Raw genomic sequence first — 13,315 nt, 5'->3', positions numbered from 1 at the left:
GGTGTTGCGGGTTGTGCACTGCGAACGGCCGGCTTGTGACGAGACCAAGCGGCGTACCAACGCCAAGCCCGCCCGCGCGGCCGGGCCGCGCTGGGCCGACCTATTCCCGCGGCCGAATTATTCCGTCAAGATTTTCAGCTTGGTCGCGCCGTTATAAGCGTAAACGTCGTGCAGCAGGGACAGGATTTCGCCGGCGATTACGGCATCGGCCAGTGTCAGCGGGTAGCTCTTGCTGTAGTTCGGTGCGCGACCTGGCTCGGCGTAGCCGGCGGCAGCGAGCCGTGCTACCCGATCGGGCGTCAACACGGCGCTGAGTGCGGGCCAGCTTTCGGCGGATTGCGCCTCGCAATACAGCGCCACCGGCGGAATTTCCGGCATGCATTGGATGTAGCCTATCCCGCTCTCAAACACGACATGTACGCGCTGCGTCGCATTGATGCGCAGCCGCTGGATTTCAGCCGTCACCGTCGGGCCATACAGCGCGATCAGCGCCGCGGCGGTTTCCGCCTTCCTTGCAGTTTCCGGCGCCTTGTAGCTGCAACCGAGCAGCGCCGTGCTCCGCATCGCGCGCGCGTCATTGATCATTCCGGCGAGGTTTTGCGACGGGCCGTTGCGCGGCGGGCAGGGCGTGTCGATCACCCAGGCTGTCATCACCTCGAGATCCTTGAGGTTGACGTCGTAGCTCACGCTGAGGCTGCGCAGCAGATGATCGGCGATCTCGGCGGTCGGCCGATCAGCGGGAAAGCTTTGCACGTAGTTGCCGAAGGCCGGATCGAGCACCCAACCCTGTTCCGCGAGGCGGCTCACGCGGTCCGGCGTCAGCACGCGCGCCAGCGAGGGCTGCATCACGTAGCCTGCGGCTTCGCAGCGCAGTTCGCGTGAGGCGAGACGGCGGCACTGGATGTATTTGTTGCCGTCCCAGAACGTCGCGTAGCCGACGCGCTCGGCGCGCACCAGCGCCGTGATGTTCTGCAACGCCTCGTCGATGCGGCTTGCGGGCGACTGCGCCCACGCCGCGCTCGCGACGCAGGCAAACAAGGCAGCTAGCGCGACGGTTTGCCAGCTCCATCTCGGTTGCCCCATGAACGCCCCCCAACGCCCGATCTACTGGAACATAAGAAGAACATCGATCGCCGCTCGTGTCAATCATCAGTTGTGACTTGCGGTGCGGCCCGTGCTGGTCGGCGTCCACTCGCGCCAACAGGCGTCGCGCCGGAATCGGCCCGCGAGGCGGAGATCCAGCATGCTGCGCCGCCGCGCCTGCCTGCCGCACTGCAAAAAATATCAACTAACAGTCGGCGATTCTGGCGTAGTGGACTGCGAAAGGTAGTTAGTTTCGGATGAGTCGCGATCAGCGTCGGGCGCCGGACATGACTCCGGCGGTATGATTGCGCTGTTTTTCTCAAACCTATTAGTTTGTGTCAAAACACTGCGGGACATTTCGTCGCGGTTTGATTTGAATCAAAGGCGCGCGGCCTGCCGCTGTGAAAGCGTGAGGTACTTGAATGGGTCTAAACTATGTTGATTAGCGTTATGCTTGTTAGTTGTCGGTTTGTTACCGTCTCGCGATCTCTCTGTTAGCGTTGTTACTGTTACCGTTGTTCCTGTTAACGTTCTCTGTGTTGCGATGATCGGACTGGTCGGCCGATCCAACTAATCACGACAATCAAACATTGTACGCGCCGAGCGCGTATCTGTGGGGGTTACGATGGGGGGCTCTTTGCGAGCTGCGCCACTTTATTGTGGCGCGGCAACGGTGGATCGTACGCCGGTGAACCACGCCGGTCGCCCGCCGATCGGCGATCCGGCGATCGGCGGGCTGGCGATCGGCGGGCAGGGCGGGGCTTCCCTGACCGTGCCGATCCTCGCAGCCCGGGGTCGGATCCCGGCGTTCCTGACAGCCCTGGCGATGGCGCCGCTGGCGTTCGCGGCGCTGGTGATTGTAACGCTGGTCTCAGCGCTGCCGGTCCCCGCCAAGGCCGATGAGGCCGTCCGCGTGGACGGCCCGGCGTGGCTCGATTCCGGCCCGACGCTGGCGGCCAACATCGATCCCGACGTCGCGGCGCTGGCGGACTACGCCGCGGAGAAGCTCTCCGGGCCTGGCGCCAAGCCGAATTTTTCACCCGCACAGCCCGACTATGCCGCGGTCGCCGCCCATGCCGGGCTCGGCCATGGCGCAGGCTTGGCCGCGCCGCACGGCGCCTCGCCGCACGGCGCCGGCGGCCATGGCGCGGCGCGGCGCTTCACCACACTGCTCGACGAAGGCGCCGACCGCGGCCCGCCGACGCTGGCGTTGCCAGAGGATCCGATGCTCAAGACCGTTGCCGAATATGCCCGGCTGCAGGCCGCGATGAGGCTTGCCACCGCGGCGGAGCAACGCATCCTGCGCGGCCACGAGCAGCGCCGCCTGCGGGCGCAGCGGGCGCCGCGCGAGCCGGACTATGTCGCGCTGATGCCTCAGCCGCGCGAGGAGCTGGTGAAGACCTGGGTGGCGCTGGAAAATCTCGAGGACGCGCTGCTCGACGACACGCCGCAATCGACGCCGCAGCTCGATTTCATCCAGATCCTGGCCGGCAAGAACGACAGCTGGAAGCCGATCCTGATCGCGGTGCAGAAGCAGACCGCGGTGGCCGCCGGCGGCAGCGCGCGGGCGCCGATGGTGGCACCGGCGCCGGGCGATCCGGACGGCCGTTACTTCGTCGGGTCGAAGCCGTGCGAGACCTGCCACGCCGGGCTGTTCGACGAATTCCAGCAGACCGTGATGGGCCGCAACATCAAGTCCGGCAAGGTCACGCCGCAGGGCAAGATGGAATGCGAGACCTGCCACGGGCCGGGCTCCGCGCATGTCAACGGCGGCGGTGGCCGCGAGAAAGGTGGCATCCGCTCGTTCCGCCTCACCGACAGCCGCGGCGTCGACGTCGCTGATTTCAATGGCGTCTGCCTGAGCTGCCATGAGAAGGGCGACCAGACCTATTGGCAGAGCTCGGCGCATGAGAGCCGCGGTCTCGCCTGCGTCAACTGCCACACCGTGATGCGCAGGGTCTCGCCGCGCAACCAGCTCAAGACCGAACTGGTGATGGACACCTGCTTCCAGTGCCACAAGGACCGCAAGGCGCAGGCGCAGCGCACCTCGCATATGCCGATCCGCGAGAACAAGATCACCTGCGTCAATTGTCACAACCCGCACGGCAGCGCCAGCGAGAAGCTGTTGCGCGAGGCGACCGTCAACGACACCTGCTACCAGTGTCATGCCGACAAACGCGGTCCGTTCCTGTTCGAGCACCCGCCGGTGCGTGAGAACTGCCTGAACTGCCACGAACCGCACGGCTCCAACCACGAATCGCTGTTGATCGTGGCGCGCCAGCGGTTGTGCCAGCAGTGCCACTCCAATCCGCACAATCAGCCCGGGCTTCCAGCGTCGGCGCGGTGGGCGGTCGGCAATGCCTGCCAGAATTGTCACACCAATATTCACGGATCGAACGCGCCGTCGGGGTCGCGATGGCACCGCTAGGCAGAGCTGCAGGGCGACCGCCGTGGTGTCGGGCGGTCGCCGCGACGGCGACGCCCACCGTCACCACGAGGCGGCCAATGGACATCAGAGGGGGCTGGGGAATGAGGATCAAGCAAAGATTGCTGCCGATGTCCGCCGCACTGGCGGTGGCAACCGTCGCGCCGTTGAATGCCAACGCCGCGGACCCTCCGGCTCCTGCTCCGGATGTCGAAGCGGCGGCCGAGGGCTACGACTATTCCGGCGAATTCGACGTCGGCGGCCGCGTCTTCGTCAAACGCCCGCCGAAATCCTCGGCGCATTACGTAACGCCGTCGAGCCCCAATGCGCCGGCCAATCCCGATCCGAACAACCGCTCGAAGTTCGAGGAATACGGCGCCGTCCCGCCCGGATTGTTTGCCGAGTATCTGCGGATGACGCTGCAGAGCAAGGACGGCCTCTACGCCAGCGAACTGCGCGCCGACAACATCGGCAACAACAACCAACGCTACATCGTCGACGCCTCCAAGGCCGGCGAGCACTATTTGACCTTGGTCTGGGACCAGATCCCGCATCTGTACAACACCAGCGCGCTGAGCATCTGGAACGGGGTCGGCTCCAACAATCTGACCACCAACGTTACCATACCGGGCAGCGGCTTGTCGGTGGTGGCGCCGGCGACCACCACGACGGCGGCGCAACGTGCCGCGGTGTCGAACGCGCTGAACGGCAAGGTCAACACCATCGATGTCGGCATCCAGCGCGACAAGGCGGCGGTGGCCTATCGCTGGACTCCCGATCAGAACTGGGACATCAAGGCGAGCTATTCCCACGAGAAGCGGGAAGGCATCCAGACTTCCGGCGTCGCCATCGGCGGCCTCGCCGGGACCGGCCTACAGCAGCTGCAGGCGCCGCGCCCGATCGACGACACCACGCAGATCGCCAAGGTGAGCGGTCAGTATTTCGGGCCGACGCCATGGGGCGGACATTTCAACGTCCAGCTCGGCGGCGGCGCGTCATTGTTCGAGAATAATTTCAATTCCTTCACGGTGCAGAACCCGTTCTATGACGCCGGCAATCCGCGGCTGTTTCCGGCATCCGCGCGCGTCAGCCTGGCGCCGAGCAATCAGGCCTACAACACCGCGGTGACCAGCGGCGTCGATCTGCCGTTCAAGACCCGCTGGAACAGCACGCTGCAATTCACCACGATGCGGCAGAACGACGACTTCATGCCGTTCACGATCAATCCCAGCATCGCCACCTTCGTGCTGCCGGCCTCCAGCCTGAACGGCGAGGTCAATACCATCCTGTACAACACCAACGCGACCACGCAGTGGAGCCCGGATTTCCGCTCGACGTTTCGCTACCGCATTTACGACAACGACAATCAGACGCCGGAATTGTTGATGCCGAATTATGTGGTCGAGGACTCCTCGGCCACCGGCATCGCGGCCGGCGTTCCGCGCCGCTCGCTGTCGATGTCCTACACCAAGCAGAACGCCAGCGAGGAGTTTCAATGGCGTCCTGCCAAATGGGTCACCCTGGGCAGCAGCGTCGGGTGGGAACAGTGGGACCGCACCCGCCGCGACGCCAATGTGACCAACGAATTCATCGGGCGCGGTACCGCCGACTTCAAGATCTACGACGTAGCGACGCTGCGAACCAGCGCTCAGTATGCGGAGCGGCGTTACGACAATTACGACGGTCTGGCGATGGCCCAGCTGACCTATTACAGCACCGCGAATCTCGGCACCAATATCAACATGCGCAAATTCGACATGGCCAACCGCAACGAGACCAAGGCCAACGTCTTTCTCGATATTTCCGGTCCCAGCGGCAGCATCTTCAGAGATTTCGTGATCACTCCGACCGCCGGTCTGCGCTTTGACGACTATCCCGACAACGATCTGCTGTTCGGCCTGAAGAAGAGCAACACCTGGAACGCCGGCGTCGACGGCACCTATGTGTTCAAGCCGGGGACCTCGATCCAGGCGTCTTATCTGTACGAGACGTTTGATCGGTTCCAGGTCGGCAGCGAAACGATCTCCAATTCGGTCACCGGGCTGCCGAACGCGACCCCGGTCACGGCATTCGCCAGCAACACCCACGAAAAAGTCCACACCATCATCGTGGCGGCCAATGTCGAACTGATCCCCGGTGCGCTCGATTTCAAGCTGGGCTATTCGATCTCGCGCTCCAACGAGGACTGGGACTACTCTCAATATGGCAATTATGCGTTGCTGGCGAACGCCGGTGGAGCGGTGTACTCGCCATTCCCGACCGTGCGTAACTACTACCAGCGGCTGGATGCCTCGCTCAAGCACACCGTCGATCCATCGATCGTTGCCAAGCTCGGCTGGACCGGCGAGGTCTATCTGAAGGCGCGCTACATCTGGGAGCGCAACAGCGTCGACAATTGGCAACAGGACCTGATGTCGCCGTATCTCTACCTGGTCGACCAGACGCTGGCGCGGCTGATCGACATGGGAGCCACCAATCCGAACTACAACGCGCAGTACTTCCAGTTGTCGCTCAACGCCAAATGGTGAACTGCGTGGCCGTGCCGCGAGATCCCCGCGGCACGGCACCTGATCAAGCCCGGCGGGCGCGGAAGCCGCGCCGGCGCTTGTGTCGACGGCGGCAACAGCAGAAGTGCCGCCGAATTTTGCAACCTCGTCAAATGATGTGGAGGAAGTTCACCATGAACGACAAGACCGAAGAGACCCATCCGCTGTCGCGGCGTCGCCTGCTGAGAAGCGGAGCCTATGCCGTCGGTGCCGCGGCGATCGTCGGCATTGCCGCGACCGGCGCGAGCGCCCAGGTCGCCAAGAAGGCCTCGCAGCGCGACGCCGGCTACCAGGAATCCCCGAACGCCGGCAAGAGCTGCTCGTCCTGTCGCCAGTTCCTGCCGCCGAGCTCCTGCACCACGGTGGAGAGCCCGATCAACCCGAACGGCTACTGCAGGCTCTACGCCAAGAAAGCATGATCCGGTGCGCCGGTGGGCTTTGGCCGCACCGGCGCGCTGCTGACCGGGCGGCTCGGGTGACGCGCGCGGCGCGCGTTCGCCGGAACGCGGAGCCCTTGGGTAAGGCAGCGATCGACGTCCGGCGCGGCTCCATCGCCCCCTAGGATCGTTGCGCGGCCCGGGCGTTGCGGGGTTGTGAGACGGGCAGCGGCGCGTTATGCGACGGGACCTGCCATCGCCCGGATCGCGCCATGACCATCACGCTGTACGGCATCAAGAACTGCGACACCATGAAGAAGGCGCGCGGCTGGCTCGACGCCAACGGCGTGGCGTATCGGTTTCACGACTACAAGGCCGCCGGCATCGAGCGCGCCGAGCTTACGCGCTGGGCCAAGCAGCTCGGCTGGGAGGCGTTGCTCAATCGCGCCGGCACCACGTTCCGCAAGCTGCCCGAGGCCGACAAGAGCGACCTCACCGAGGCCAAGGCGATCGCCTTGATGCTGGCGCAGCCGTCGATGATCAAGCGCCCGGTGCTCGATCTCGGCGCCAAGCTCCTGGTCGGGTTCAAGCCGGAGCTTTATGCGCGCGAGCTAGCCTAGCGCGGTCCCAGCTGCGCAGCGGGCGCAGCTGCGGCGTCTTCTTGTGCTGGTGGCCGTCCATTCGCGCCAGCAGGGTATCGAGTTCGCCGATCGCCTTGAACAGATAAGGCCCTTTGTTCAGCATCACGCATTCGGCGCGCGCCGCCATCGCCGCGTCGGTCATCTCGCCGCGCGACGGCGTGCCCTTCTTGACCAGATGCTCCAGCACCTGCGTCGCCCAGATCACCGGCACGTGCGCGGCTTCGCCGATCCACAGGATCTCTTCCTGCATTTCGGCGAGCCGGGCAAAGCCGATCTCGACGGCGAGGTCGCCGCGCGCGATCATGATCGCGGTGGGTTGACGGCCGGCGGCCTGCACCACGATCTCCGGCAGGTTGGCCACCGCTTCCGGGGTTTCGATCTTCAGCACCAGCGACAGCGTGTGCCAGTCGTGCGGGCGGCGCTCGGCCAGCGCTGCCTGCAGCATCTCGACGTCCTTCACCGACTGCACGAAGGAGAACTCGATGCCGTCGGCGTGGCTCGCGACGAAATCCAGATCGCTGCGGTCCTTGATGGTCAGCGCCGGAATCGCCAGCGGCGTATCGGGGAAGTTCAGACCCTTTTCCGGCTTCAGCCGCAGTCCGTTGTCGGCGGCGGCGGTGACCCGGCCGAGCAGGCCCCACGGCGCGACGCGCTCGATGCGGACGCATAATTTGCCGTCGTCGACGAACACCCGGGCGCCGACCGCGGTGCGTAGGATCGGTTCGGACAGCGTGCATTCGATGGCGAAATACTCGTCGTCGAGGTCGACGCGGTCGAGCCCGCCCTGCGGCACCAGCGCCAGCACGTCGCCCAGTCCGATCCGCTCGCGGCCGGCCGGCGAGCGGGGCAGGCCGGTGCGGATTTTCGGGCCGGCGATGTCCATCAGGATCTTGATGCGCCGCCCGGTGGCCTGTTCGGCGGTGTGGACGTGGTTGATCATGCGCTGCCATTGCGCCGCGGAATCATGCGCGCAGTTGATCCGGATGGCGTCGACGCCGCGTTCGGCGAGCCGCAGCATGAACGACGGATCGTCGGCCGCTTCAGTCGGGCAGGTCACCAGCAGCGCGGTGTGCCGCGCGGAGGGCGGGCCGAACACGGCTTCGGCGCGCTGCTGCAGGTGCTGTTCGCCGGCAAAGAACTGCCGCACCGAGGGGCGTTCCGCAGCGCTCTCGCCGCACAGCGCCGCGACGCTGGCGGCCACCGCCCGCAGCGTCGGCAGCACCCGGCTTTCCAGCCGGCCCAGCGACGACATCCCGAGCGCCATCAGCGCGCGTTGCAGCGGCCGCAGATCGTGACGGCGCAGCGCCAGATAATGCGCGAGGTTGGCGGCGCTGGCAGCGAAGTCCGGCCGCTCGATGCGATCGCTCCAATTCGCCATCCGCACCGCGCCTTCGGTGCTGACGTCGGCGATCAGGCTATCGAGTTTCCGCTTCAGGGACGCGACATCGTGCATTTCTGGCTCCGGCGCTGGCAGGCCGCCGCGCGACCGCAACCCGGCCCTGTAGCCAATTTCGACGAAAGCCATGTGACGCTCAACCGGCGCGGCGCGCTTTGCCACGGCGACCGCGAGCGTCGCCCTGTGGCGCTGCCCAGCATTGCATCTTGCGCAACCCTACGGTCGATTGCATATTCCAATCAGACACGATCGGTTCCCGGCCGGCCACGCGGCCGAGGGACCGGCGACAAAAAAGTCGGCGCGCGCGCGAGGCTTTCGCTGCGACGACCGAGGGGGAAATCTGTTTGGCCGATGACTTCATTCTGGAAACCCAGGGACTGACCAAGGAATTCGCCGGCTTCTTCGCCGTGCGGGACGTCAATCTGCGGGTACGCCGCGGCTCGATTCACGCGCTGATCGGCCCCAACGGGGCCGGCAAGACCACGTGCTTCAACCTCTTGACCAAGTTCCTGCGGCCCTCCGCCGGGCAGATTCTCTACAAGGGGCGCGACATCACCGCGATGCCGCCGGCCGCGGTGGCGCGGCTCGGCCTGGTGCGCTCGTTCCAGATCTCCGCGGTGTTTCCGCATCTCACCGCGCTGGAAAACGTCCGCGTCGCGCTGCAGCGCCAGCACGGCCATTCGTTCGATTTCTGGCGGGCGAAGTCGATCCTCGACCGCTACAATGATCGCGCCAACGAGCTGCTCGCCGACGTGGGCTTAAGCGAATTCTCCAACACCCCGGCCGTCGAAATGCCTTACGGCCGCAAGCGCGCGCTGGAGATCGCCACCACGCTGGCGCTCGACCCGGAGATGATGCTGCTGGACGAGCCGATGGCCGGCATGGGCCACGAGGACATCGACAAGATCGCCGCGCTGATCAAGCGGATCTCGGCGAAATACACCATCCTGATGGTCGAGCATAACCTCAGCGTGGTCGCCAACTTGTCCGACATCATCACCGTCTTGACCCGCGGCCACGTGCTGGCGGAAGGCAATTACGCCGAGCTGACCCAGGACGAACGGGTCAAGGAAGCCTATCTGGGGGCAGGGCATGGTTGAGACCACGAGGACGTCGCCCGGGCCTAAAGCTGCCGCGCCGCAGCCCGTCGCCGAGGTCGTGCTGGCGGTGCAGAATCTGCAGGCCTGGTACGGCGAATCCCACATCCTGCACGGCATCGACTTCGAAGTGCGCGCTGGCGAGGTGGTGACGCTGCTCGGGCGCAACGGCGCCGGCAAGACCACCACGCTGAAGTCGATCATGGGCATCATCGGCAAGCGCAGCGGCAGCATCCGCTTCGAGGGCAAGGACATCAGCCGCGCCTCGTCGGACAAGATCGCGCGGCAGGGGGTGGCGATCTGTCCCGAGGAGCGTGGCATCTTCGCCAGCCTGGATGTGCGCGAAAACCTGATGCTGCCGCCGCAGGTGCGGCCCGGCGGATTGTCGCTGGAGCAGATCTTCGAGCTGTTCCCCAACCTCAAGGAGCGGCTGAAGAGCCAGGGCACCAAGCTGTCCGGCGGCGAGCAGCAGATGCTGGCGATCGCCCGCATCCTGCGCACCGGCGCGCGCTTTTTGATGCTCGACGAGCCGACCGAGGGGCTTGCCCCGGTGATCATCCAGCAGATCGGCCACACCATCCAGCGCCTGAAGAACGAGGGCTTCACCATTCTCTTGGTCGAGCAGAATTTCCGTTTCGCTGCCACCGTGGCGGATCGCTACTACATCGTCGAGCACGGCAAGATCATCGACGGTTTCGCCAACTCGGAACTCCAGGCCAACATGGAGAAGTTGCACAGCTATCTCGGCGTCTGACGGCGCGTCAAAAGACCATCGAATGGAGGAGACAATAATGAAAAACAAGATTTCCGCGCTGTTGCTCGGTACCGCCAGCCTGCTTGCGTTCGCCGGCATCGCCCATGCCGACGACAAGGTGATCAAAATCGGCTCGCTCAGCGACCAGTCCGGGCTTTATGCGGATGTCGGCGGTCCGGGTTCGACGCTGGCCGCGCAGCTCGCGGTGGAGGACTCCGGTCTGCTCAACAAGGGCTGGAAGATCGAGGTGATCTCCGGCGACCATCAGAACAAGCCGGATATCGGCTCGAATATCGCGCGGCAGTGGTTCGACGTCGACAAGGTCGATGTCGTGGTTGATACGCCGAACTCCGGCGTGGCGCTGGCAGTCAGCAACATCATCAAGGAAAAGAACGGCGTGTTCCTTAATTCGGGCGCCGGCAGCTCGGATCTGACCAACGCGCAATGCACGCCCAACACCATTCACTGGACCTACGACACCTATATGCTGGCTCACGGCACCGGCGCCGCCTTGACCAAGGCCGGCGGCGACAGCTGGTTCTTCCTGACCGCCGACTACGCCTTCGGCGCGGCCCTTGAGCGTGATACCACGTCCGCCGTCGTCGCCGGCGGCGGCAAGGTGATCGGCGGCGTGAAGCACCCGCTCAACACCTCCGACTTCTCGTCGTTCCTGCTGCAGGCGCAGGCTTCCAAGGCCAAGGTGATCGGTCTGGCCAATGCCGGCGGCGACACCTCCAACGCCATCAAGCAGGCGGCGGAATTCGGCATCATCAGCGGCGGCCAGAAAATGGCCGGGCTCTTGATGTTCATCACCGACGTCCATGCCATCGGCCTGCCGGTGGCGCAGGGGCTGAACTTCACCGAGACGTTTTATTGGGACGCCAACGACCAGACCCGGGCGTTTTCGAAGCGGTTCCAGGACCGCATGCGCAACAAGCAGGTGCCGACCATGTCGCAGGCCGGCGTCTATTCGGCGCTGATCCACTACTTCAAGACGCTGGAAGCGTTGGGCGGCAATCCGCATGATGGCGCCAAGATCGTCGCCAAGATGAAGGAACTGCCGACCAACGACCCGTTGTTCGGTAAGGGCTCGATCCAGCCCAACGGTCGCAAGATTCACCCGGCCTATCTGTTCGAGGTGAAGAAGCCCGCGGAATCCAAGGGGCCGTGGGACTATTACAAGCTGGTTGCCACCATTCCGGCCGAGGAAGCCTTCACGCCGCTCGACAAGAGCACGTGCCCGCTGTTGAAGAAGTAAGCGTCGCGGCCCGGCGGCTAAGCGCCGCCGGGCCGGATTGTCCTCGCATCTGCAATCGGGAATCCCATGTCGATCAATCTCCAGGCCTTGTTCGCTCAATTGCTGGTCGGGCTGATCAACGGCTCGTTCTACGCGCTGTTGAGCCTCGGCCTCGCGGTGATCTTCGGCATGCTCAACATCATCAATTTCGCTCATGGCGCGCTGTATATGATGGGCGCCTTCGCGGCGTATTTCCTGCTCAACGTGCTCGGCATCGGCTATTGGTGGGCGCTGATCATCGCGCCGCTCGCGGTCGGACTGTTCGGGATCATCCTCGAGCGCACCATGCTGCAATGGATCGCGCAGCTCGACCACCTCTACGGGCTGCTGCTGACCTTCGGCCTCGGACTGATCATCCAGGGCGTGTTCCAGAATTATTTCGGCTCCTCGGGGCTGCCTTACGCGATCCCCGACGAGCTGAAGGGCGGGATCAATCTCGGCTTCATGTTTCTGCCGGTGTATCGCGGCTGGGTGGTGGTGTTCTCGCTGGTGGTCTGCCTCGCCACCTGGTACCTGATCGAGCGCACGCGGCTCGGGGCCAATCTGCGCGCGGCGACCGAAAATCCGACCCTGGTGCGCGCCTTCGGCATCAACGTGCCGCGGATGATCACTTTGACCTACGGGCTCGGCGTCGGGCTGGCCGCGCTCGCCGGCGTGCTGTCGGCGCCGATCAACCAGGTGCGGCCGCTGATGGGCGCCGACCTGATCATCGTGGTGTTCGCGGTGGTGGTGATCGGCGGTATGGGCTCGATCATGGGGTCGATCATCACCGGCTTCGCGCTCGGCATCATCGAAGGCCTGACCAAGTATTTCTATCCGGAAGCCTCCAACACCGTGGTATTTGTGCTGATGGTGCTGGTGCTTCTGGTGAAACCCTCTGGACTGACGGGACGGACCACCTGACATGAGCGCGATCACCGACCAGGCTGTTCCCGTTGCCGATCGCCGCGCCGTCCGCGACGAAATGATCGCCTTCGCCGTCATGACCGCGCTGTTGGCGGCGGTGCCGCTGACCGGCGTCTATCCGTTCTTCGTGATGCAGGGCCTGTGCTTTGCGTTGCTGGCCTGCGCCTTCAACCTGTTGATCGGCTATGGCGGGCTGTTGTCGTTCGGTCACGCGATGTTTCTCGGCACCGCGGGCTACGTCACCGCGCATGCGCTGAAGGTGTGGGGGCTGCCGCCCGAACTCGGCATTCTCGCCGGCATCTTGGGCGCCGCGGCGCTCAGCGTTCTCACCGGGCTGATCGCGATCCGCCGCCAGGGCATCTATTTTGCGATGATCACGCTGGCGCTGTCGCAGCTTCTGTACTTCGTCTATCTGCAGACGCCGTTCACCCACGGCGAGGATGGCATCCAGGGCATCCCGCAAGGAAAACTGTTCGGCATTTTCAACCTCGCCAACTCGACCACGCTGTATTACGTGATCCTCGCCGGCTTCCTGCTCGGCTTCCTGCTGATCTACCGTGCCATCAACTCGCCGTTCGGCGAGGTGCTGAAGGCGATCCGCGAGAACGAGCCGCGCGCGATCTCGCTGGGCTACAAGACCGACCAGTACAAGCTGATGGCCTATATCCTGTCCGGCACGCTGGCGGGCTTCGCCGGCTCGCTGAAAGTGTTCGTGGCGCAGAACGCCTCGCTCACCGACGTGCACTGGACGATGTCCGGCGAGATCGTGCTGATCACGCTGGTCGGCGGCCTC

At 64.7% G+C, this 13,315-nt stretch carries 11 protein-coding genes; 9 read left to right on the top strand and 2 right to left on the bottom strand.

The window, feature by feature from the left end; genetic code table 11:
- Positions 1–117: 117 nt before the first annotated feature.
- Positions 118–846 carry a hypothetical protein gene (locus tag VGC77_RS04155; protein WP_331170307.1) on the bottom strand — a complete coding sequence of 243 codons (729 nt, stop codon included), beginning with the start codon at positions 844–846 and terminating at the stop codon, positions 118–120.
- A 925-nt stretch (positions 847–1,771) separates the two neighbouring features.
- On the opposite strand from VGC77_RS04155, the gene VGC77_RS04150 reads away from it, so the two are divergent.
- The 4 genes from VGC77_RS04150 to VGC77_RS04135 all read left to right on the top strand — a co-directional run bounded on the left by VGC77_RS04150 (position 1,772) and on the right by VGC77_RS04135 (position 7,051).
- The gene (locus VGC77_RS04150) at positions 1,772–3,511 is read left to right on the top strand and encodes a DmsE family decaheme c-type cytochrome (protein ID WP_414709607.1); all 1,740 of its coding nucleotides are present in this window, start codon (positions 1,772–1,774) and stop codon (positions 3,509–3,511) included.
- A 128-nt stretch (positions 3,512–3,639) separates the two neighbouring features.
- Positions 3,640–6,036, top strand: coding sequence for an MtrB/PioB family decaheme-associated outer membrane protein (locus tag VGC77_RS04145; protein ID WP_331170305.1), 2,397 nt, complete (start codon positions 3,640–3,642; stop codon positions 6,034–6,036).
- 152 nt (positions 6,037–6,188) lie between these two features.
- Positions 6,189–6,473 carry a high potential iron sulfur protein gene (locus tag VGC77_RS04140; protein ID WP_331170304.1) on the top strand — a complete coding sequence of 95 codons (285 nt, stop codon included), beginning with the start codon at positions 6,189–6,191 and terminating at the stop codon, positions 6,471–6,473.
- Between the two features lie 230 nt (positions 6,474–6,703).
- On the top strand, positions 6,704–7,051 hold the full coding sequence (locus VGC77_RS04135) for an ArsC family reductase (protein WP_331170303.1): 348 nt from the start codon (positions 6,704–6,706) through the stop codon (positions 7,049–7,051).
- Here VGC77_RS04135 and VGC77_RS04130 read toward each other — a convergent pair.
- Positions 7,017–8,525: a pyruvate kinase gene (locus VGC77_RS04130; RefSeq protein ID WP_331170302.1), complete on the bottom strand. Its 1,509-nt coding sequence runs from the start codon at positions 8,523–8,525 to the stop codon at positions 7,017–7,019. The genes VGC77_RS04135 and VGC77_RS04130 overlap by 35 nt on opposite strands.
- 287 nt (positions 8,526–8,812) lie before the next feature.
- Here VGC77_RS04130 and VGC77_RS04125 point away from each other — a divergent pair, with 287 nt between their 5' ends.
- The 5 genes from VGC77_RS04125 to VGC77_RS04105 form a co-directional block, all read left to right on the top strand.
- Positions 8,813–9,568 (top strand): ABC transporter ATP-binding protein, encoded by a 756-nt coding sequence (locus VGC77_RS04125; RefSeq protein WP_331170301.1) that lies wholly within the window; start codon positions 8,813–8,815, stop codon positions 9,566–9,568.
- On the top strand, positions 9,561–10,319 hold the full coding sequence (locus VGC77_RS04120; RefSeq protein WP_331170300.1) for an ABC transporter ATP-binding protein: 759 nt from the start codon (positions 9,561–9,563) through the stop codon (positions 10,317–10,319). Before VGC77_RS04125 ends, VGC77_RS04120 begins: the two co-directional genes overlap by 8 nt.
- Before the next feature lie 37 nt (positions 10,320–10,356).
- Positions 10,357–11,577 (top strand): ABC transporter substrate-binding protein, encoded by a 1,221-nt coding sequence (locus tag VGC77_RS04115; protein WP_331170299.1) that lies wholly within the window; start codon positions 10,357–10,359, stop codon positions 11,575–11,577.
- A gap of 66 nt (positions 11,578–11,643) precedes the next feature.
- Positions 11,644–12,519, top strand: a complete 876-nt coding sequence (locus VGC77_RS04110; RefSeq protein ID WP_331170298.1) for a branched-chain amino acid ABC transporter permease — start codon at positions 11,644–11,646, stop codon at positions 12,517–12,519.
- A gap of 1 nt (position 12,520) precedes the next feature.
- On the top strand, positions 12,521–13,315 hold a 795-nt coding region (locus tag VGC77_RS04105; RefSeq protein ID WP_331170297.1), incomplete at its 3' end, for a branched-chain amino acid ABC transporter permease.

It is taken from the genome of Rhodopseudomonas sp. (assembly GCF_036404135.1).
GTDB lineage: Bacteria > Pseudomonadota > Alphaproteobacteria > Rhizobiales > Xanthobacteraceae > Rhodopseudomonas_A.
Note: the sequence above shows the minus strand (reverse complement) of the source record. Positions and strands in the feature narration are given on the sequence as shown.